This window comes from Variovorax boronicumulans (assembly GCF_019352895.1).
Taxonomy (GTDB): Bacteria; Pseudomonadota; Gammaproteobacteria; order Burkholderiales; family Burkholderiaceae_C; genus Variovorax; species Variovorax boronicumulans_A.
Genome location: NZ_JAAAFX010000004.1, coordinates 1080576 through 1102239, shown reverse-complemented (window position 1 = coordinate 1102239; position 21664 = coordinate 1080576). Strand labels below are relative to the sequence as shown.

Below are 21664 nucleotides of genomic sequence, written 5' to 3'. Positions count from 1 at the left end.
CATGCACCCCAAAGCCCTGTTGGAAGCCTGCGCCGATCTGGTCGGCCTTGTCTTGAAGTTCGATCACCCGGCCGATCAGGTCGTTTCCCGATTTTTCCGCGAGCACCGCGAGTTCGGCCCGCGCGAGCGCGCCACCCTGGCAGAGACCGTTTTCACGGTCCTGCGCAAGAAGCTGCTGTTCGACCACCTGTCCCCCTCGGGCACCGGCTCGAAGGAGCGCCGCATGGCGATCCTGGGCTTTCACGGCCCGCGCGATTTCCTCAAGAGCGCACTCAACGACACCGAAAAGCGCTGGCTCGACAACTGCGACGCGGTCCGTCCCGACGATCTGCTCGAGCGCCATCGCCACAACCTGCCCGAGTGGCTGGTCGCGCCGCTCAAGGCGCAGCTGGGCGACCAGTTCTGGCCCCTGGTCGAGAGCCTGCAGCAGCCGGCCCCGCTCGACTTGCGCGTGAACGTGCTGCACGACAAGCGCCCCGACGTTCAGAAGGAACTGGCGCTGGCGTCGATCAAAGCCCTGCCCACCCCCTTTTCCCCGTGGGGCCTGCGCATCGACGGCAAGCCGGCGCTGACCAAGCTCGACGCCTTCGCGCGCGGCGCGGTCGAGGTGCAGGACGAAGGCTCGCAGTTGCTGGCCCTGCTGCTCGATGCCAAGCGCGGCGAGATGGTGGTGGACTTCTGCGCCGGCGCCGGTGGCAAGACGCTGGCGATCGGCGCCACCATGCGCAACACCGGCCGGCTCTACGCCTTCGACACCTCGGCGCACCGGCTCGACGCGCTCAAGCCGCGGCTGGCGCGCAGCAAGCTGTCGAATGTTCATCCGGCGGCCATCGCGCACGAGCGCGACGAGCGCATCAAGCGCCTGGCCGGCAAGATCGACCGGGTGCTGGTCGATGCCCCCTGTTCCGGCCTGGGCACGCTGCGGCGCAACCCGGACCTCAAGTGGCGCCAGTCGCCGAAGTCGGTCGAGGAACTGACCGCCAAGCAGACGGCGATCCTGCAGAGCGCCGCGCGGCTCGTGAAATCGGGCGGCCGTCTCGTCTACGCAACATGCAGCGTGTTGCCCGAGGAGAACGAAGCCATTGCCGAAGCCTTCAGTGCCGCCAACCCGGATTTCGAGCCGCAGGAGGCGACGGCCCTGCTGACGGACCTGAAGGTGGCCGGCGCGGAGCAACTGGGGGCCGGCGGCGAGGGCGCCACCCGTTACCTGCGGCTCTGGCCGCACCGGCATGCGACCGACGGCTTCTTCGCGGCCGTCTGGACACGGAAATAGGGAACCGGGGCTAGGTTCGGCACTCCAAAGTAGGGGAAAACGCCTGTGGCATCAAGGATTTAGGCCTCTTTGAGGGGCCCAACCCTTAAAATCACAGGTTACCTGGAGGCTGCACCTTCGTGCGGCCATGGAGTACCGAATTCAATGTTGCTTCCTGACTCTGCCGTCCTGAGCGCGGCCATCGACTGGCTCGGACACGGCTTGTGGGACATCGCATGGTGGCAGATCGTGTTGTACACGCTCGTCACCACGCATATCACCATCGCCGGTGTGACGATCTTCCTGCACCGCACGCAGACGCACCGGGCCATGGATCTGGGGCCCATCCCCTCGCATTTCTTCCGCTTCTGGCTGTGGCTGGGCACGGGCATGGTGACCAAGGAATGGGTCGCCATCCACCGCAAGCACCACGCCAAGTGCGAGACCGAGGAAGATCCGCACAGCCCGCAGGTCAAGGGCATCGACGAAGTCATGTGGCGCGGCGCCGAGCTGTACCGCAAGGAATCGAAGAACAAGGAAACCATGGCGCGCTACGGCCATGGCACGCCCGATGACTGGATCGAGCGCAACCTGTATTCGCGCTTCAGCTGGCAGGGTGTGGGCCTGATGCTGGTGATCAACCTCGGCCTGTTCGGCGCGGCCGGCGCGGCTGTCTGGGCCGTGCAGATGCTCTGGATCCCGTTCTGGGCGGCCGGCGTGGTCAACGGCATCGGTCACTTCTGGGGCTACCGCAATTTCGAGGCGGTGGACGCCAGCCGCAACATCTCGCCGATCGGCCTGATCATCGGCGGCGAAGAGTTGCACAACAACCACCACACCTACCCGACCTCGGCCAAGTTCTCGGTCAAGAAGTACGAGTTCGACATCGGCTGGCTCTACATCCAGGCCTTCCAGGCCATCGGCTGGGCCAAGGTCAAGAAGGTGCCGCCGAAGATGCTGATCGGCGAGGTGCGCCCGGTGGCCGACGAGAAGACGCTCGAGGCCGTGATCGCCAACCGCTACGAAGTCATGGCCGGCTATGCCCGCGGCATGCGCAGCACCGTCAAGGACGAGCTCGCGCAGCTCAAGGCCAAGGGCGCCGACCTGTCGGTGCTCAAGGCCGCGAACCGCTGGCTGCACCGCGACGACGACAAGGTGCCGGCGGCCGCCAAGCCGAACCTGGTGCAGGCCCGCGAGGCACATCCGGTGCTCGACAAGATGGTGACGATGCGCGAAGAGCTGCGTCAGCTATGGCTCAACACCTCGCAATCGCGCGAGCAGCTGGCCGTCGACCTGGCCGCCTGGTGCCACCGCGCCGAGGCCAGCGGCATCGCTGCGCTGCACGAGTTCTCGGTTCGCCTGCGCGCCGCCCGCGGCTGAGCGTTCTGCGCCTCTGCTTCAAAGCCGGCTTGCGAGCCGGCTTTTTCATTGGCGGCTGCTGGGGCGAAGCGTGCGGCGGATGCGGCTCCTGATGGGCCGTGGCGGCAGGGGGCCAGGGCTGGATCGCCTCACTGCTCCCCTGGCTTCTCCGAAGCGCAGACAGCAAAACCGCCGCCAAAGCAGACGCAAAAAAACCCGCTGGATCACAGCGGGTTTTTCGTGGGCTTCAGGCTGAATTACTTCAGCTTGATTTCCTTGTATTCGACATGCTTGCGTGCCTTGGGGTCGAACTTCATGATCGACATCTTTTCAGGCATCGTCTTCTTGTTCTTGCTCGTGGTGTAGAAGTGACCGGTACCCGCGGTGGATTCCAGCTTGATCTTCTCGCGTCCGCCTTTGCTCGTTGCCATGATTCAGCTCCTTAAGCTTGGCCGCGTGCGCGCAGGTCTGCGAGCACGGCATCAATGCCGTTCTTGTCGATCAGGCGCAGTGCAGCGCTCGAAACCCGCAGGCGAACCCAACGGTTTTCGGTTTCGACCCAGAAACGACGGTATTGCAGGTTCGGGAGGAACCGGCGCTTGGTTTTGTTGTTGGCGTGGGAAACATTGTTCCCGACCATCGGGCCTTTGCCCGTGACGTCACATACGCGTGCCATGTGGACACTTCTTTCATAAACAGCTGGCACCCATGGAGCCTTGCCTGAAGCAGGAGGGCTCGCACACAACAGGGCGTTGCGGGATGTTTTGCAGCTTGACCTCGCCAGAAACGGGTGGCGGTACCCCGGCTGCCGCTCACACGTCGACGTTTTTCAACGTGCGCAGATTTCGGCAAAGCCTGAGATTATAGCGCAGCGCGGCTTTTGCGCCTGCTGTTGTGCTTCGGCGCGAAGACGGGGCCGCCTTCGCGCCGAAAAACAAGCCTATTCCTGCTCGAGGAAGCGCTGGGCGTCGAGGGCCGCCATGCAGCCCGTGCCGGCGCTGGTGATGGCCTGGCGGTAGATGTTGTCCTGCACATCGCCGGCGGCGAACACGCCGGGCACGCTGGTCATCGTGGCGAAGCCCTGCAGGCCCGAGCGGGTGACGATGTAGCCGCCCTTCATGTCGAGCTGGCCTTCGAAGATGTCGGTGTTCGGGTGGTGGCCGATGGCGATGAAGCAGCCCTTGAGCGTGAGGTCCTCGGTGGCGCCGGTCTCGGTGCTCTTGAGCCGGATGCCGGTCACGCCGGTGCTGTCGCCCAGCACTTCGTCGAGCGTGTTGTGGGTCTTGAGTTCGATCTTGCCTTCGGCCACCTTCTCGTGCAGCTTGTCGACCAGGATCGGCTCGGCCTTGAACTTGTCGCGGCGGTGCACCAGCGTGACCTTGCTCGCGATGTTCGACAGGTACAGCGCTTCTTCCACGGCCGTGTTGCCGCCGCCGATCACGCAGACTTCCTCGTTCTTGTAGAAGAAGCCGTCGCAGGTCGCGCAGCCCGAGACGCCGCGGCCCATGAAGGCTTCCTCGGAGGGCAGGCCCAGGTACTTGGCCGAGGCGCCGGTCGCGATGATCAGGGCGTCGCAGGTGTAGGTGCCGCTGTCGCCGGTCAGCGTGAACGGGCGCTGGCTGAAGTCGACCTTGTTGATGTGGTCGAACACGATCTGGGTCTTGAAGCGTTCGGCATGCTCCAGGAAACGCTGCATCAGTTCGGGGCCCTGCACGCCGTGGACGTCGGCCGGCCAGTTGTCGACTTCCGTCGTGGTCATGAGCTGTCCGCCCTGGGCCATGCCGGTGATCAGCAGGGGCTGCAGATTGGCCCGGGCGGCGTAGACGGCGGCCGTGTAGCCGGCGGGGCCGGAGCCCAGGATAAGGACCTTTGCGTGTGTTGGCGACGTCATATGTGGAAAACTTGGCGTTCTTCCTGTATCAGGGTGTACATTTTGAGGGGTGATAGCCTAGGAGTATCACTTGCAGGGCCGCCTCCGGTGGGAGGCGTTTTCAATGCGTGCGATTGTATTAATCGATAGATTTGAAATCGCGCGCTCTACGGGGACTGATGAATGTCGATGCTGTCCAATCTTGAATTGCTCAGGCGTGTGCCTTTGTTCGCGGCCCTGACGCCGACGCAATCGGCCAGCATTGCCGATGCCATCGTCAAGAAGCGTTTCAAGCGCGCCGAGATGGTGGTGGAGCAGGGCAAGAAGTCGGATTCTCTCTTCATCATCCTGACCGGTCGGGCCCGGGTGATGAGCACCGACAGCCGGGGCCGCGAGGTCATCCTGGCCACGCTGCAGCCGGGTGACTACATCGGCGAGATGAGCCTGATCGACGACGAGCCGCATTCGGCCACCGTGCGCACCGAGGTCCAGACCGACGTGCTGATGCTCGACCGCGATGCCTTCTCCCGCTGCCTGCCGGAGAACTCCTCGATGTCGTACAACATCATGCGCGGCCTGGTGCAGCGCCTGCGCCACGCCGACCGCAAGATCGAATCGCTGGCGCTGATGGACGTCTACGGGCGCGTCGCGCGCTCGCTGATCGAGTTCGCGGTCGACGACGGCCAGGGCAACCTCAAGATCCGCGACAAGATCTCCCGGCAGGACCTGGCCAAGATGGTCGGCGCTTCGCGCGAGATGGTCAGTCGCGTCATGAAGGACCTCGAAGAGCGTGGTTTCGTTCAGACACAAGTTGATGGCTCGATGATCGTCAAGGAACGGCTCGCCTCGCTGGCGTGAGTCCCCGAGGGGCAAAGGCCCGTTCAGCCTCGCTGTGCCCGTGTGTAACCGCCACGCTCCTGCTCGGACCGTGGCGTTTTCCGTTGTAGGCTCCATGCGCCCGCGGATACTTTTCGCCGATGGGGCGTTGCGCCATACATGACCTATTCGCTGAACACACTCCAGTCCTCCAATTCCGGTGAGCCGCCGCCGGTTCGCCTGCGCGCCATGCGCTTCGCCCACGAGATCACGCTGATCGCGGGCTTCGTGGTGCTGCTCTTCTGGCTGATCGCCATGCTGAGCTTCACGCCCTCCGATGCGGCCTGGTCCACCTCCGGCACCGGCGGCGACATCAAGAACTGGGGCGGGCGCATCGGCGCCTGGGTGGCCGACGGCAGCTACTTCCTGGCCGGGTATTCGGTCTGGTGGTGCCTGGCGGCAGGGCTGCGGGTCTGGCTGTCGTCGCTGGCCGGCTGGTTGCGCGGCGGCGAGGCCGGTGGCGGGACGCCACCCGCGCCCCTGGGCCGCTTCAACCGCAGCCGCCTGGCCTTCTGGTTCGGCCTGGTGCTGCTGCTGTGCGCCAGCGCGATGCTCGAATGGTCGCGCCTCTACCGGCTCGAATTCCGGCTGCCCGGTCATGGCGGCGGCGTGCTGGGCTATTTCGTCGGCCCGATGAGCGTGAAGTGGATGGGCTTCACCGGTTCGGCGCTGATCGCGATCGCGGCCGGCGTGATCGGCTCGGCGCTGGTCTTCCGTTTTTCCTGGAGCCACATCGCCGAGCGCATCGGCGAGCGGGTCTATTCGCTGTTCGAGTCGCGCCGCGAGAAGCGCGAGATCGCCGAAGACATCAAGCTGGGTCGCCAGGCGGCGCGCGAGCGCGAGGAGGTCGGTGCACTGGACGATCCCCGGGCCAACGAGCCGATGCTCGACGAAGCGGCCGAGCCCCGGCCGCGCCGCCGGCCCGCGTCGCCGCCGGTGCAGATCGAGCCCGCGCTGGCCGAGGTGCCCAAGAGCGAGCGCGTGGCCAAAGAGCGGCAGAAGCCGCTGTTCCGCGAACTGCCCGACAGCAAGCTGCCGCAGGTCGACCTGCTCGACGCGGCGCAGCTGCGCCAGGAGACCGTCTCCAGCGACACGCTCGAGATGACCTCGCGCATGATCGAGAAGAAGCTCAAGGACTTCGGCGTCGAGGTGCGCGTGGTGCTGGCCTCGCCCGGCCCGGTGATCACGCGCTACGAGATCGAACCCGCCACCGGCGTCAAGGGCTCGCAGATCGTCGGCCTGGCCAAGGACCTGGCGCGCTCGCTGTCGCTGGTGTCGATCCGGGTGGTCGAGACCATCCCCGGCAAGAACTACATGGCGCTGGAGCTGCCCAACGCCAAGCGCCAGTCGATCAAGCTCAGCGAGATCCTGGGCTCGCAGGTCTACAACGAAGGCAAGTCCTTCCTGACCATGGGCCTGGGCAAGGACATCATCGGCAACCCGGTGGTGGCCGACCTGGCCAAGATGCCGCACGTGCTGGTGGCCGGCACCACCGGTTCGGGCAAGTCGGTGGGCATCAACGCGATGATCCTGAGCCTGCTCTACAAGGCCGAGGCGCGCGACGTGCGCCTGCTGATGATCGACCCCAAGATGCTCGAGATGTCGGTCTACGAAGGCATCCCGCATCTGCTGGCGCCGGTGGTCACCGACATGCGCCAGGCCGCCCACGGCCTGACCTGGTGCGTGGCCGAGATGGAGCGCCGCTACAAGCTCATGAGCAAGCTCGGCGTGCGCAACCTGGCCGGCTACAACGTGAAGATCGACGAGGCCAAGGCGCGCGAGGAGTTCATCTACAACCCCTTCAGCTTGACGCCCGACGATCCCGAGCCGCTCAAGCGCGAGCCGCACATCGTGGTGGTGATCGACGAACTGGCCGACCTGATGATGGTGGTCGGCAAGAAGATCGAGGAACTCATTGCCCGCCTCGCGCAGAAGGCGCGCGCCGCCGGCATCCACCTGATCCTGGCCACCCAGCGGCCCAGCGTGGACGTGATCACCGGCCTGATCAAGGCCAACATCCCGACCCGCATCGCATTCCAGGTCTCGAGCAAGATCGACAGCCGCACCATCCTCGACCAGATGGGCGCCGAGGCGCTGCTGGGCATGGGTGACATGCTTTACATGCCGAGCGGTACGGGCTTGCCGATCCGCGTGCATGGTGCGTTCGTGAGCGACGAGGAAGTGCACCGCGTGGTGGCCTACCTCAAGAGCCAGGGCGAGCCCGACTACATCGAAGGCGTGCTCGAAGGCGGAACCGTCGACGGCGAGGGCGATCTACTGGGTGAAGGTGGCGATGCCGAGAAGGACCCGATGTACGACCAGGCGGTCGAGGTCGTGCTCAAGAACCGCAAGGCCAGCATCTCGCTGGTGCAGCGCCACCTGAAGATCGGCTACAACCGCGCGGCGCGGCTGGTCGAGGACATGGAAAAAGCCGGGCTGGTCAGCGCCATGAGTGGTGCCGGCCAGCGCGAAATCCTGGTGCCTGCGCGCACCGAGTGAACGGAGCGGGATGTTGTTGTTTTTGAAGAAGTCACTGATCGGCCTCGGCATGGCGGGCGCGACGCTGAGCGTCTGGGCCGGCGGCATGGAAAGCCTCGAAGCCTTCGTGAAGAACGTGAAGTCCGGACGGGCCGAGTTCACGCAGACCGTGACGGCGCCGACCCGGGAGGGCGAGCCCGCGCGCGCCAAGGTGTCGACCGGCACCTTCGCCTTCCAGCGCCCGGGCCAGTTCAAGTTCGACTACCAGAAGCCCTTCGCGCAGACCATCGTGGCCGACGGCAAGAACCTCTGGCTCTACGACGTCGACCTCAACCAGGTCACGCAGCGCGCGCAGGCCCAGGCCCTGGGTTCGACCCCGGCCGCACTGATCGCGGCCGCGCCCGACCTGCGCGCGCTGCAGGCCGATTTCACGCTGGAATCGGCCCCCGAGCGCGACGGCCTGCAATGGGTCAAGGCCACGCCCAAGACCAAGGACGGCCAGTTGCAGGGCATCCAGGTCGGCTTCCAGGGCGATGCGCTGGCGGCGCTCGAGATCCAGGACAGCTTCGGCCAGCGCTCGGTGCTCAAGTTCAGCAAGGTGGAGGTCAACCCGGCCCTGCCCGCGGGCACCTTCGTCTTCAAGGCGCCGGCCGGCGCCGACGTCCTCAAGCCCTGAACAGGCTTTGTGCGGCAGCCGCCGTGACGTGGTCGCCGCGGCGAGAATGCTGACCCTGTCATGGCCATTTCCTCCCTGCCTCCTCTTGCCGAACGGCTGCGCCCCAAGACCCTGGCCGAAGTGATCGGCCAGCAGCACCTGCTGGGCCCGGGCATGCCGTTGCGCATCGCCTTCGAATCCGGCCAGCCGCATTCCTGCATCCTCTGGGGCCCGCCGGGCACCGGCAAGACCACCATCGCGCGGCTCATGGCCGATGCCTTCGACGCCCAGTTCCTGAGCATCAGCGCGGTGCTCGGCGGTGTGAAGGACATCCGCGAGGCGGTCGAGCGCGCCACCGTGGCGCGCGACGGCCTCGAGCAGCGTCGCACCATCGTCTTCGTCGACGAGGTGCATCGCTTCAACAAGAGCCAGCAGGACGCCTTCCTGCCGCATGTGGAGTCGGGGCTGTTCACCTTCATCGGTGCCACGACCGAGAACCCATCCTTCGAGGTCAACTCGGCGCTGCTGTCCCGTGCCGCGGTGTATGTGCTGCAGTCGCTCGAAGAGAAAGACCTGAAACAGATCGTTGCCAAGGCCCAGGCCATCGACGCGGTGCCGGCGATCGAGGAAGACGCCATCGACCGCCTGGTGGCCTATGCCGACGGCGATGCGCGCCGGCTGCTCAACACGCTGGAAACGCTGGCGGTCGCCGCGGGCGCGGAGAAGCTCGCGCAGATCACCGACGAATGGCTGCTGCGTGTGCTCGGCGAGCGCATGCGGCGCTACGACAAGGGCGGCGAGCAGTTCTACGACACCATCAGCGCGCTGCACAAATCGGTGCGCGGCAGCGACCCGGACGCTGCGCTGTATTGGTTCGTGCGCATGCTCGACGGTGGTGCCGACCCGCGCTACATGGCGCGCCGGCTGGTGCGCATGGCCAGCGAGGACATCGGCCTGGCCGACCCGCGCGCGCTGCGGCTGGCGCTCGATGCCGCCGAGGTCTACGAGCGGCTGGGCACGCCAGAGGGCGAGCTGGCACTGGCCGAATGCGTGATCTACCTCGCGGTGGCGCCCAAGTCCAACGCGGTCTACAAGGCCTACAACGAGGTCAAGGCCTTCATCAAGAAGGACGGTACCCGGCCGGTGCCCATGCACCTGCGCAATGCGCCGACCCAGCTCATGAAAGAGCTCGACTACGGCAAGGGCTACCGCTACGCGCACGACGAGGAAGACGGCTTCGCCGCGGGCGAGACCTACCTGCCCGAGGGCATGGCGTCGCCCGGTTTCTACCGGCCGGTAGAGCGGGGTCTGGAGATCCGCATCGCCGAAAAACTGCGCAGCCTGCAAAAGCGCAACACCGACGCCGACAACTGAGCGCCGCGCCTTCGGCTGGGCGCAAAACGCGCCGATGACCTCTGTGAACACCCCGAAGTCAATGGGTAAAGCACCGGGCAGGGGGGCGCCGATTCGGCCCGAACCCGTGACTACAATCCGGCCAAACCCGTCGGGAGCTACCTGTTGGCGGGTTTTTTGCTAGATGAAGCCACGGGGCCCATCCGGGGCCGCCGTGAAGCGCAAGCGCCATCCAAAGGTGCCATCACATAGGGACGCTCGTTATGGAAATATTGCTGCAGCAGATCATCAACGGTCTGGTCCTCGGCAGCATGTATGCCTTGATAGCCTTGGGCTACACCATGGTGTACGGCATCATCAACTTGATCAACTTTGCGCACGGCGAAGTCCTGATGGTCGGGGCCCTGACCAGCTGGACCATCATCGGCATGATGCGGGAATCGATGCCCTGGCTCCCGGGCTGGCTCATGCTGCTGATCGCGCTGATCATCGCCTGCGTGGTGGCGGCCACGCTCAACTTCGTGATCGAGAAGGTGGCCTACCGGCCGCTGCGCAACAGCCCCAAGCTGGCACCGCTGATCACCGCCATCGGCATGTCGATCCTGCTGCAGACGCTGGCCATGATCATCTGGCGTCCCACCAACAAGGCCTATCCGACGCTGCTGCCCAGCGAGTCGATCGTGGTGGCCGGTGCCTCGATTTCGCCCACCCAGATCATGATCCTGGTCGTGACCGCGGTGTCGCTGGCGATCCTGACCTGGGTCGTGAACTACACCAAGCTGGGCCGCGCGATGCGCGCCACGGCCGAGAACCCGCGGGTGGCCGCGCTGATGGGCATCCGGCCCGACATGGTGATCTCGGCGACCTTCATCATCGGCGCCGTGCTGGCGGCCATCGCCGGCGTGATGTACGCCTCCAACTACGGCATCGCGCAGCACGCCATGGGCTTCGGCCCGGGCCTCAAGGCCTTCACGGCCGCGGTCTTCGGCGGCATCGGCAACCTGGCCGGCGCGGTGGTCGGCGGCATCCTGCTGGGCCTGATCGAGGCCATCGGCGCGGGCTACCTGGGCACGGTCACCGGCGGCGTGCTGGGCAGCCAGCACAGCGACATCTTCGCTTTCGTCATCCTGATCCTGACGCTGACCGTGCGGCCCTCGGGCCTGCTGGGCGAGCGCGTGGCGGACCGAGCCTGAGGAACAGCCATCATGAAAAGCAAGAACCTCATCGTCTTCCTCATCGCGGCGCTCGCGCTGCTGGCGCTGCCGCTGCTGCTGCAGACCCAGGGCAATGCCTGGGTGCGCATCGTCGACATCGCGCTGCTCTACGTGCTGCTGGCGCTGGGCCTGAACATCGTTGTCGGCTACGCCGGCCTGCTCGACCTGGGCTACGTGGCCTTCTTCGCCATCGGGGCCTACCTCTACGCGCTGATGGGTTCGCCGCACCTGACCGAGACCTTCCCGGCCTTCAAGGCGATGTTCCCCAACGGGCTGCACACCTCGTTGCTGATCGTGATCCCGCTGGCACTGGGGCTGGCCGGGGTGTTCGGCGTGCTGCTGGGCGCGCCGACGCTGCGGCTGCGCGGCGACTACCTGGCGATCGTCACGCTGGGTTTCGGCGAGATCATCCGCGTGTTCCTCAACACGCTGGACCATCCCTACAACATCACCAACGGTCCCAAGGGCCTGGACGCGATCGACCCGGTGCACTTCTGGAGCCTGAACCTGGGCAAGCCGTTGAAGCTGGGCGACTACACGATCTCCTCGGTCTCGCTCTACTACTACCTGTTCCTGGCGCTGGTGATCGTCACGGTGATCATCTCGCACCGGCTGCAGCTCTCGCGCGTGGGCCGGGCCTGGATGGCGATCCGCGAGGACGAGATCGCGGCCAAGGCGATGGGCATCAACACCCGCAACCTCAAGCTGCTGGCCTTCGGCATGGGCGCGAGCTTCGGCGGCATGTCGGGCGCGATGTTCGCGGCCTTCCAGAGCTTCGTGTCGCCCGAGTCCTTCAGCCTGATGGAGTCGGTGATGATCGTCGCGATGGTGGTGCTGGGGGGCATCGGCCACCTGCCGGGCGTGATCCTGGGCGCGGTGCTGCTGGCGGCGCTGCCCGAGGTGCTGCGCTACGTGGCCGGCCCGCTGCAGGCCATGACCGACGGCCGGCTCGACGCCTCCATCCTGCGCCAGCTCTTCATCGCGCTGGCGATGATCGTGATCATGCTGGTGCGCCCGCGCGGCCTCTGGCCCTCGCCCGACCATGGCAAGTCGCTCAAGCGCAAGGGCAGCGATGCCACGCCGGTCACGCCGATCGAGGCTCCGGGCGTCGACAGCCCGGCCGATGCGGTGCCCGGTTCGCCTTCGCGTCCGATGTCGATCAATCCCTGAGATGGCAGGAAGGAAGCTCCAATGACTGAAACCATCCTCGAGGTCCGCGGCATCTCCAAGCGCTTCGGCGGCCTGCAGGCGCTGTCCGATGTGGGCATCAAGATCCAGCGCGGCCAGGTCTACGGCCTGATCGGCCCCAACGGCGCTGGCAAGACCACCTTCTTCAACGTGATCACCGGGCTCTACACGCCCGACAGCGGCACCTTCGAACTGGCTGGCAAGCCCTACCAGCCTTCGGCGGTGCACGAGGTGGCCAAGGCCGGAATCGCGCGCACCTTCCAGAACATCCGGCTGTTCGCCGACATGACGGCGCTCGAGAACGTGATGGTCGGGCGCCATGTGCGCACCCATTCGGGCGTGATCGGCGCGATCCTGCGCACCTCGAGCTTCAAGGCCGAGGAGGCCGCGATCGCGCAGCGCGCGCACGAACTGCTCGACTACGTGGGCATCGGCAAGTTCGCCGACTACAAGGCCCGGACGCTGAGCTACGGCGACCAGCGCCGTCTCGAGATCGCACGCGCGCTGGCCACCGACCCGCAGCTCATCGCGCTCGACGAGCCCGCCGCAGGCATGAACGCCACCGAGAAGATCATGCTGCGCGAGCTCATCAGCCGCATCCGCAAGGACAACCGCACCATCCTCTTGATCGAACACGACGTGAAGCTGGTGATGGGCCTGTGCGACCGGCTCACCGTGCTCGATTACGGCAAGCAGATCGCCGAAGGCACGCCGGCCGAGGTGCAGAAGAACGAAAAGGTGATCGAGGCCTACCTCGGCACCGGAGGACATTGACATGAGCGAAACGATCAGCCCCGTGGCGGTGCCGACCACCGCCAGGCCCGCGGGCAAGGTGCTTCTGAAAGTCAGCGGCCTCAAGGTCGCGTATGGCGGCATCCAGGCCGTGAAAGGCGTGGACTTCGAGGTGCACGAGGGCGAGCTGGTGTCGCTGATCGGCTCCAACGGTGCCGGCAAGACCACCACCATGAAGGCCATCACCGCCACGCTGCCCTTCCTCGACGGCGACATCGAATTCCTGGGCCGCAGCATCAAGGGCCGCGGTGCCTGGGACCTGGTGGGCGAGGGGCTGGTGATGGTGCCCGAGGGCCGCGGCGTGTTCACGCGCATGACGATCACCGAGAACCTGCAGATCGGCGCCTACATCCGCGACGACAAGGGCGGCATCGCGGCCGACATCGAGCGCATGTTCACGATCTTCCCGCGGCTGCGCGAGCGCAAGGACCAGCTGGCGGGCACCATGTCGGGCGGCGAGCAGCAGATGCTGGCCATGGGCCGCGCCCTGATGGCGCGCCCCAAGGTGCTGCTGCTCGACGAGCCTTCGATGGGCCTGTCGCCGATCATGGTCGACAAGATCTTCGAGGTGGTGAAGAACGTCTACGACCAGGGCGTGACCGTGCTGCTGGTCGAGCAGAACGCGAGCCGCGCGCTGCAGATCGCCGACCGCGGCTATGTGATGGAGTCCGGGCTGATCACCATGAGCGGCGACGCCAAGGTCATGCTCGACGATCCCAAGGTCCGGGCTGCCTACCTGGGCGAATGAAAAAGCCGCCCGAGGGCGGCTTTTGCTTTTTCCAGGGACACCGCGGAACCGGCTTTGCCGGGCCGCTGGTGTCGCCCCCGGAAGGGGGAAGGCGCAGCGACACGCAGTGCGCAAGCCTCGGGGGAGATCCCAGTGCTGCGGAACCGGCTTTGCCGGGCCGCCGGTGTAGCCCCCGGAAGGGGGAAGGCGCTGCGACACGCAGTGCGCGCGCCCCTCGGGGGTCAGTCTACTTTCGCTCCCGTCGCCTTCACGACCTTCTCGTACTTCGCCAACTCGCTTTTCATGAATGCGCCGAACTGCTCGGGCGTGTTCGACACCGGTTCGGCCAGCAGGTTGGCGAAGCGGGTCTTGGTCTCGGGCGAGTTCAGTGCCGCCACGAAGGCGTGGTTGAGCTTGGCCAGCACCTCGTGCGGCGTGCCGGCGGGCGCCACCAGGCCCCACCAGGTGTCGATCGCGAAGCCCGGCAGCGTGGCCGCCACCGCAGGCACGCCGGGCAGCGACGCGCTGGGTTGCGCGGTGGTCACGGCGATGGCCTTGAGCTTGCCCGAGCGGATGTTCGGCGCCGCGGTCGCGAGGTTGTCGAAGTTGAAGTCGACCTGGCCCGACAGCAGCGCCAGCTGCGCCGGGTTGCCGCCGTTGTAGGGGATGTGGACCGCGAAGATGCCGGCCTGCTGCTTGAACATCTCGCCGGCCAGGTGACCCGCGCTGCCGTTGCCGCCGCTGCCGTAGTTGAGCTTGCCCGGGTTGGCCTTGGCGTAGGCGATCAGTTCGGGCACGGTGTTGATCTTCAACCGCTGGGCGATCTCGGCATTCATCACCAGCACGTTGGGCACGCGCACCATCTGCGTGATGGGCGCGAAGTCGGTCGCCGCGTTGTAGGGCATGCGGCTGTAGAGCCAGGGGTTGACCGCGTTGGTGGCGGTCGCGGCGATGCCGATGGTCAGGCCGTCGGGCGCGGCCTTGGCCACCGCATCGGCGCCGATGTTGCCGCCCGCGCCGGGCTTGTTGTCGATGATCACCGTGCCCAGCGACTCCTTCACGCGCTCGGCCAGCACGCGCGCCGTGACGTCGATCGGGCCGCCGGCGGCATACGGGACGATCAGCCGGATCGGGCGCTGCTGCGCGCCGGCGTGGAAGGCGCTCAGCACGGTGGCGCCGGCGAGCAGGGTGCAGAGGAAGTGTCGGGTGTGCATGTTGTTGTCTTTGTCTCGGGTCGGTGAAGGGCGGCGCGCTGCGCTCAGGGCTGGGCCTTGTCGGCTTCGGTGGTGAAGGCGTCGGCGAAGAATTCCTCTTCCGGCAGCGCGGCCTCGGCCAGGTAGTCGCGCTTGGCCGAATCGACCACGATCGGCGCGCCGCAGGCGTAGACCTGGTGGCCCGACAGGTCGGGGAAGTCCTCCAGCACCGCGCGGTGGACGAAGCCGGTGCGGCCGGTCCAGTTGTCCTCGGGCACGGCGTTCGACACCACCGGCACGTAGCGCAGGTGCGGCATGGCCGCGGCCTGCTCGCGCACCCAGGCGTCCATGTAGAGGTCCTCGGGGCGGCGGCCGCCCCAGTACAGCGTGGCCGGGCGTTCGATGCCTTTGTGCTGCATGTGCTCGATCAGCGCCTTGATGGGCGCGAAGCCGGTGCCCGAGGCCAGCAGCACCATCGGCTTGTCGGAGTCCTCGCGCAGGAAGAAGCTGCCGTAGGGCCCTTCGATGCGCAGGATTTCCTTTTCCTTCATGGCGCCGAACACATGGTCGGTGAACTTGCCGCCGGGCAGGTGGCGGATGTGCAGCTCGATGCCGGTGCCGGGCACGGCCAGCGTGTGCGGCGCGTTGGCCATCGAGTAGCTGCGGCGGGCGCCGTCGCGCAGGATGAACTCGACGTACTGGCCCGCATGGAACTGCATCGGCTCGCCGGCCGGCAGTTGCAGGCGCACCAGCATCACGTCGTGCGACTGCTTGCCCAGCGACAGCACGCGCGAGGGCATCTTGCGGATCGGGAAGGCGCCGGCCTCGGTGACCTGGCGCGATTCGAGCATCACGTCGCTGGTCGGGCGGGCGCAGCAGGTCAGCACGAAGCCGGCCAGCTCTTCCTCGGCGCTCAGCGCCTTGCTCTGGTGCGGGCCGTGCGTGACCTCGCCCGAGAGCTTGCGGCACTTGCAGGAGCCGCAGGCGCCGTCCTTGCAGCCATAGGGCAGGCCGATGCCCTGGCGGATGCCGGCCGCAAGGATGGTTTCGTCGCTCTGGGCCACGAACTGGCGTCCACTGGGCTCGACGGTGATCTGGAAGCCGGAATCGTGCGGCGATGCGCTGGTCATGGGTATTCTTGGAGCTCGTCTCTACGCGGAAGCCCGGATTTTGCCCTCAATCAACAACCCTCCCGGCGCGCTGCCTGCGCGCTTCCGCCGACAGCGCCTCCTGATCGTCGGTTGCGGCGACGTCGGCATGCGTGCCGCGGCCCTGCTGCGCGGCCGTGTCCAGCTGATCGCCGTGACCTCCTCGGCCGAGCGTGTGCCGGCCTTGCGGGCCGCCGGATTGCGCCCGCTGGTGGCCGATCTCGATGCGCCGCAGGCCCTGCGCCGGCTGGCCGGGCTGGGCACGCGGGTGCTGCACCTGGCGCCGCCGCCCACCACCTCGGGCGCGCGCGATCCGCGCACCCTGGCGCTTGTGCGTGCGCTGCGCCTGCGTTCGCTGCCCGACGCGCTGGTCTACGGCTCGACCAGCGGCGTCTACGGCGACTGCGGCGGCGCGCGCATCGACGAGACCCGTGCGCTGCGGCCCGGCACCGCGCGCGCTCAGCGCCGCGTCGATGCCGAGCAGGCGGTGCGCTGGCTCGGCCGCGCGGGCGTGGCCACGCGCATCCTGCGCATCCCGGGCATCTACGCGCCCGACCGGGTCGGCGGCACCCCGCACGAGCGGCTGCGCAAGGGGACGCCGGTGCTGCACAGCGAGGACGACGTCTACACCAACCACATCCATGCCGACGACCTGGCGCGCATCTGCGTGGCGGCGCTGTGGCGCGGCGGCACGCAGCGGGCCTTCCATGCCAGCGACGACACCGAACTGAAGATGGGCGACTACTTCGACCTGGCGGCCGACCTCTATGGCATGCCCCGTCCGCCGCGCATCGCGCGCGATGCGGCCCGGGAACAGCTGCCGGCCTCGCTGCTGAGCTTCATGGGCGAATCGCGGCGGCTGGACAACACGCGGCTGCGGCGGGAGCTGCGGGTGCGTCTGCGCCATCCCACAGTTGCCACCGGGCTGCGGCCCGATTCTTGAATGCGGCGCCCATAATCGCCGCCGGACGCCCATTTCATAAACGTCCACAGAACCAGACCGCTCGATGCCCACGACCCAGCTTTCCGTCTATTTCTTCCTGCAGGTGGCGGTCATCATCACCGTCTGCCAGCTGGTGGGCCGGCTGGCGCAGAAGCTGGGCCAGCCGCAGGTGGTGGGCGAGATGATCGCCGGCGTCACGCTCGGGCCCTCGCTGCTGGGCTGGCTGTTCCCCGAGCTGCAGCGCGCGCTGTTCCCCAAGGAAACGCTGGGCATGCTCTATGTCGGCGGGCAGCTGGGCGTGGGGATGTACATGTTCCTGGTCGGCACCGAATTCCGGGCCGACCACTTCAAGAGCCGCTTCCGCAGTGCCGCCTCGGTGTCGGCCGCGGGCATCGTGGTGCCCTTCCTGCTGGCCTTCGCGCTGATCCCCTGGCTGCTGACCGTGCCCGGCCTGTTCTCGCCGAAGGCCAAGGCGCTGGAAGCCTCGCTCTTCCTCGGAGCCGCGATCGCCATCACGGCCTTCCCGATGCTGGCGCGCATCATCCACGAGCGCGGGCTGGCCGGCACCTCGCTGGGCACGCTGGCGCTGACGGCTGGCGCGGTCGACGATGCGGCCGCCTGGTGCATCCTGGCCATCGTGCTGGCGAGCTTCGGCGGCGCCTGGGGCGGCGCCTATGCCGCGATCGGCGGTGGCGTGCTCTATGCGCTGTTCATGATCTTCGTGGGCTCGCGCCTGCTCCAGCGCCTGGCGGCCCATGTGCGCCCCGATGCGCCGTTGAGTTCGACCCTGCTGGCCACGGTGCTGGTGCTGTTCGCGCTGAGCGCCTTCGCGATGGACGCGATCGGCATCCACGCGGTCTTTGGCGGCTTCCTGCTGGGCGTGGTGCTGCCGCGCGGTGCGCTCACCGAAAAGCTGCGCGCGCAGTTGCAGCCCTTCGTGGTGATCTTCCTGCTGCCGCTGTTCTTCACCTATTCGGGCCTCAACACCCACATGGCGGTGCTGATGGCGCCGGGCATCCTGCTGGCCGCCGTCGCGATCCTGGCGGCCTCGTTCTGCGGCAAGGGCCTGGCCTGCTGGGCCGCGGCGCGTGCTTCCGGCGAGAGCAACCGCGACGCGATGGCCATCGGCTCGCTCATGAACGCGCGCGGGCTCATGGAGCTGATCATCATCAACATCGGCCTGCAGGCGGGCGTGATCCTGCCCGGCCTGTTCTCGATCCTGGTGCTGATGGCGATCCTCAGCACCCTGATGGCCACCCCGCTTTTCAACTGGGTCACGCGCGTGCGCCGGCCGCCGCTGGCCGATCGCGCGCCGGTCTGAAGCCTCCCGAAAGAAGACATGTCTCTCTCGACCGATTTCGAATCCATGTTCGACCTGGCGCCGGTGTCGCTCTGGCTGGAGGACTACAGCGGGCTGCGGCAGCTCTTCGACCGCTGGCGCGCCGAGGGCGTGGAGGATCTGGCCGCCTACCTGAAGGCCGACCGGCAGCGCGTCGGCGCCTGCATGGCGGCGCTCAAGGTGCTGCGCGTCAACGAAACCACGCTGCGGGTGTTTGCCGCGGCCGACCAGGACGAGCTGCTCGCCAACCTCGGGCGGATCTTCCGCGGCGACATGGCCGACGGCGTGATCTACGAGCTCGAGCAGCTGTGGCGCGGCGAGCTGCTGGTCGAGAACCAGACCGTCAACTACGCGCTCGACGGCCGCCGGCTCGACGTGCAGCTGCGCGTGCGCATCCTGCCGGGCCACGAAGGCAGCTGGGGCCGCGTGCTGGTGTCGCTCGACGACATCACGGCCCGCGTGACCGCGGAGCGCGAGCGCGCGCAGAGCTCGCAGTACGCGAGCGGCCTGTTCGACCACTCGCCGGTGTCGCTGTGGGTCGAGGACTTCAGCGCCGTGAAACGCCTCCTCGATGACATCCGCGCGCGCGGCATCTCCGACTTCAACACCTTCCTCAAGGTGCACCCGGAGTTCATCACGCGCTGCATCCAGGAGATCCGCGTCATCGACGTCAACCGCGAGACGCTGCGCATGTTCGCCGCCGACAGCCGCAAGATGCTGCTGGAGAACATCTCGCGCGTGTTCCGCGACGAGATGCAGGACTCCTTCTCCGAGCAGCTGCAGGACCTGTGGGCCGGCAAGACGCAGCAGCACCGCGAGGTGATCAACTACTCGCTCAACGGCGAACTCATCAACATCCACATGCAGTTCAGCGTGCTGGAGGACCACCTCGCGGAGTGGGACCTGGTGCTGGTGTCGCTGATGGACATCACGGCCCGCAAGAAGGCCGAGGCCTACCTGGAATACCTGGGCAAGCACGACGTGCTCACGCAGCTGCGCAACCGCACCTTCTACACCGAGGAGCTCAACCGCCTGACGCGCAAGGGGCCCTGGCCGGTGTCGGTGCTGTCGATCGACCTCAACGGCCTCAAGCAGATCAACGACGACGCCGGGCATGCGGCCGGCGACGCGATGCTGCGCCGCGTCGGCGAAGTGCTGGGCAAGGCCGTGGAGGCGCCGGCCTGGCCGGCGCGCGTCGGCGGCGACGAATTCGCGGTGCTGCTGCCCGCCACCGACGAACGCGGCGCGCAGGTGACCTGCGAACGCATCCTGTCGATGGTCGACCTCAACAACCAGTTCTACGCGGGGCGCAGCGGCCAGCCACTGAGCCTGGCGATCGGCATGGCCACCTGCGAGTTCGGCGACTCCCTCGAGAGCGCGCTGCTGCGGGCGGACAAGGCGATGTACCGGGCCAAGGCGGTGCACTACGATGCGCAGGGCGTGGAGCGCCGTCGTTGACGCGCGCCGTGCCACCCCCGCGCCGGTTTGAGACAACAATAGGCCCCTTCGAACCCTTCGCCGCTCTTATTTTTCCATCCCTCGTCGTGCCGCCACTCGTGTTCCTGCCATGCCCACCCGTCTGCTCGCCGGCCATCTGAAGATCTGCGACGGGCAGATCCTTTGGGCGGACGAGGACGCGCATGAACTGCTGGACTACCCGCAGGGCGCGCTCACGGACCTGCCGTTTTCCGACCTGCACGGGCTGCCGCTCGACGAGGACGGCGCATCCGCCGCCGAACTGCTGGTGCCGGCGCGCGGTGCCGCCGACAGCCGCCATTTCGTGCTGCACATGCGCGACGGCGGCAGCCTGGTGGTCGACATGCGCGGCGAGCGGATGGACGACCGTTGCACCCTGTGGAGCTTCAGCCCGGCGGGCCGCAGCGTGCGGGCGCAGCGGCTCGAACTGCTGGCGCGCCGCGACGCGCTGACGCGGCTGCCCAACCGGATTCCGCAGGTCGACGAATTGCGCCAGCGCCTGCGCCTCGACGACGGCCGGCTGCTGGCCGTCTGCTACCTCGACATCGACCGTTTCCGCGACATCAACGAGCAGTTCGGCCCGATGGGCGGTGACACCATCCTGCGCGAGGTGGCGCGCCGGCTCAAGGCCGCGCTGCCGCACGATGCCATCGTGGCGCGCGTGGGCGGCGACGAATTCGCGCTGGTCGTGGCACTCGGCAGCCGGGTGCAGTGCGAGGACCTGATCCAGCAGGTGCTGGCGCGGCTGGCCCATCCGTACCGGCTGCAGAACCGTTCGGCCCGGCTGCACGCCAGCGTCGGCGTGGCGCTCATGGCCGACACCGAGCAGCCCACCGAAGTGATGCTGCAGCATGCGCAGCATGCGGTGTTCTTCGCCAAACGCGCGGGCGGCGGGCAGCTGCATTTCTTCGATGCGAGCCAGGCGCTGGACGAGCAGGAGGGCCTGGCGCTGCGACGCGACATCGTCGAGGGCGTGGCCCGCAACGAATTCTGGCTGGCCTACCAGCCCAAGGTGGACATGCGCTGCGGCCGCGTGATCGGCTTCGAGGGGCTGATCCGCTGGCAGCACCCGAAGCACGGGGCGCTGCAGCCGGCCGATTTCATTCCGCTGGTCGAGGACCACGAACTCATCGAGCAACTGGGCGACTGGGCCATCGGCGAGGCGCTGCGCCAGGCGGCCGCGTGGCAGGTGGCGGGCGTCAGCACCTCGGTCAGCGTCAACATCAGCCCGCGCCACATGCAGCGCCCCGACTTCATCGAGCGGCTGGCCGAGCACCTGGCGCGCCATCCGCAGCTGCACCCCGGCGTGCTGGAGCTCGAGATCCTCGAGACCACCGCCATCAAGGACTTCGCCACCGTCGCGGTCTTCATCGAAGCCTGCAAGGTGCTGGGCGTGCCGGTCGCGATGGACGACTTCGGCACCGGCTATTCGTCGCTGACCTACCTGCGCCGGCTGCCGGTGGCGGCGCTCAAGCTCGACCAGTCCTTCGTCAACGGCGTGATCGACAGCACCGAGGACCAGGCCATCGTCCGGGGCATCCTGCTGCTGGCGCGCGGGCTGGGGCGCAAGGCCATCGCCGAGGGCGTGGAGTCGGTGGCCCATGGGCAGGCGCTGATGGCGCTGGGCTGCACGCTGGGCCAGGGCTACGGCATCGCCCGGCCGATGGAGCCGGTGCTGGTGCCGGCCTGGATCGCCGAATACGAACGCGCGCCGCTCTGGGGCCGCGCAGCCGACTGCGCGTGATGGCATCAGCCCATCGATGCGCGCACGCAATGACCGGCCGCGCAGGCGGCCGGCCAC

General features: G+C 67.3%; 19 protein-coding genes. 14 read left to right on the top strand and 5 right to left on the bottom strand.

The features are described from left to right. Position 1 precedes the first annotated feature (1 nt). Together K0H49_RS06635 and K0H49_RS06630 are read left to right on the top strand one after the other, a co-directional pair. A complete protein-coding gene (locus K0H49_RS06635; protein ID WP_219210490.1) occupies positions 2–1273 on the top strand; it encodes an RsmB/NOP family class I SAM-dependent RNA methyltransferase in 1272 nt (423 codons plus the stop codon). 144 nt (positions 1274–1417) lie between these two features. Continuing rightward, positions 1418–2632, top strand: coding sequence for a DesA family fatty acid desaturase (locus K0H49_RS06630; RefSeq protein ID WP_219210488.1), 1215 nt, complete (start codon positions 1418–1420; stop codon positions 2630–2632). A 236-nt stretch (positions 2633–2868) separates the two neighbouring features. Here the strand turns inward: K0H49_RS06630 and rpmG are convergent, their stop codons facing one another. The 3 genes from rpmG to trxB form a co-directional block, all read right to left on the bottom strand. Next, on the bottom strand, positions 2869–3042 hold the full coding sequence (gene rpmG, locus K0H49_RS06625) for a 50S ribosomal protein L33 (protein ID WP_007830291.1): 174 nt from the start codon (positions 3040–3042) through the stop codon (positions 2869–2871). A gap of 11 nt (positions 3043–3053) precedes the next feature. After that, on the bottom strand, positions 3054–3287 hold the full coding sequence (gene rpmB / locus K0H49_RS06620; RefSeq protein WP_007830293.1) for a 50S ribosomal protein L28: 234 nt from the start codon (positions 3285–3287) through the stop codon (positions 3054–3056). Between the two features lie 264 nt (positions 3288–3551). Next, positions 3552–4502 carry a thioredoxin-disulfide reductase gene (gene trxB / locus K0H49_RS06615; protein ID WP_219210486.1) on the bottom strand — a complete coding sequence of 317 codons (951 nt, stop codon included), beginning with the start codon at positions 4500–4502 and terminating at the stop codon, positions 3552–3554. Between the two features lie 162 nt (positions 4503–4664). Between trxB and K0H49_RS06610 the strand changes: the two genes are divergently transcribed. The 8 genes from K0H49_RS06610 (at position 4665) to K0H49_RS06575 (ending at position 13785) form a co-directional block, all read left to right on the top strand. Continuing rightward, a complete protein-coding gene (locus K0H49_RS06610; RefSeq protein WP_183024585.1) occupies positions 4665–5339 on the top strand; it encodes a Crp/Fnr family transcriptional regulator in 675 nt (224 codons plus the stop codon). Positions 5340–5477: 138 nt separating this feature from the next. Further along, positions 5478–7856 carry a DNA translocase FtsK gene (locus K0H49_RS06605; RefSeq protein ID WP_219210478.1) on the top strand — a complete coding sequence of 793 codons (2379 nt, stop codon included), beginning with the start codon at positions 5478–5480 and terminating at the stop codon, positions 7854–7856. A 49-nt stretch (positions 7857–7905) separates the two neighbouring features. Further along, complete coding sequence (gene lolA / locus K0H49_RS06600; RefSeq protein WP_257624759.1) at positions 7906–8511, top strand: outer membrane lipoprotein chaperone LolA; 606 nt, start codon at positions 7906–7908, stop codon at positions 8509–8511. A gap of 60 nt (positions 8512–8571) precedes the next feature. After that, positions 8572–9864, top strand: a complete 1293-nt coding sequence (locus K0H49_RS06595) for a replication-associated recombination protein A (protein WP_219210476.1) — start codon at positions 8572–8574, stop codon at positions 9862–9864. Between the two features lie 242 nt (positions 9865–10106). After that, complete coding sequence (locus tag K0H49_RS06590; RefSeq protein ID WP_183024582.1) at positions 10107–11036, top strand: branched-chain amino acid ABC transporter permease; 930 nt, start codon at positions 10107–10109, stop codon at positions 11034–11036. A gap of 12 nt (positions 11037–11048) precedes the next feature. Next, positions 11049–12227, top strand: coding sequence for a branched-chain amino acid ABC transporter permease (locus K0H49_RS06585; RefSeq protein WP_257624609.1), 1179 nt, complete (start codon positions 11049–11051; stop codon positions 12225–12227). A 21-nt stretch (positions 12228–12248) separates the two neighbouring features. Then, positions 12249–13019, top strand: coding sequence for an ABC transporter ATP-binding protein (locus tag K0H49_RS06580; RefSeq protein WP_219210475.1), 771 nt, complete (start codon positions 12249–12251; stop codon positions 13017–13019). A 1-nt stretch (position 13020) separates the two neighbouring features. Then, positions 13021–13785 (top strand): ABC transporter ATP-binding protein, encoded by a 765-nt coding sequence (locus tag K0H49_RS06575; RefSeq protein ID WP_219210474.1) that lies wholly within the window; start codon positions 13021–13023, stop codon positions 13783–13785. A gap of 221 nt (positions 13786–14006) precedes the next feature. Here the strand turns inward: K0H49_RS06575 and K0H49_RS06570 are convergent, their stop codons facing one another. Beyond that, positions 14007–14978: a Bug family tripartite tricarboxylate transporter substrate binding protein gene (locus K0H49_RS06570; RefSeq protein ID WP_219210473.1), complete on the bottom strand. Its 972-nt coding sequence runs from the start codon at positions 14976–14978 to the stop codon at positions 14007–14009. Positions 14979–15022: 44 nt separating this feature from the next. Next, entirely contained in the window at positions 15023–16087 is a 1065-nt protein-coding gene (locus K0H49_RS06565; protein ID WP_219210471.1) for a CDP-6-deoxy-delta-3,4-glucoseen reductase, read from the bottom strand. A gap of 40 nt (positions 16088–16127) precedes the next feature. On the opposite strand from K0H49_RS06565, the gene K0H49_RS06560 reads away from it, so the two are divergent. The 4 genes from K0H49_RS06560 to K0H49_RS06545 all read left to right on the top strand — a co-directional run bounded on the left by K0H49_RS06560 (position 16128) and on the right by K0H49_RS06545 (position 21607). Next, the gene (locus K0H49_RS06560) at positions 16128–17048 is read left to right on the top strand and encodes an NAD-dependent epimerase/dehydratase family protein (protein ID WP_219210469.1); all 921 of its coding nucleotides are present in this window, start codon (positions 16128–16130) and stop codon (positions 17046–17048) included. Positions 17049–17112: 64 nt separating this feature from the next. Beyond that, positions 17113–18369, top strand: a complete 1257-nt coding sequence (locus K0H49_RS06555) for a cation:proton antiporter (protein WP_219210458.1) — start codon at positions 17113–17115, stop codon at positions 18367–18369. Between the two features lie 18 nt (positions 18370–18387). Further along, positions 18388–19845, top strand: a complete 1458-nt coding sequence (locus K0H49_RS06550) for a sensor domain-containing diguanylate cyclase (protein ID WP_257624608.1) — start codon at positions 18388–18390, stop codon at positions 19843–19845. Positions 19846–19954: 109 nt separating this feature from the next. Then, positions 19955–21607 carry a putative bifunctional diguanylate cyclase/phosphodiesterase gene (locus K0H49_RS06545; RefSeq protein ID WP_219210449.1) on the top strand — a complete coding sequence of 551 codons (1653 nt, stop codon included), beginning with the start codon at positions 19955–19957 and terminating at the stop codon, positions 21605–21607. Positions 21608–21664: the final 57 nt, after the last annotated feature.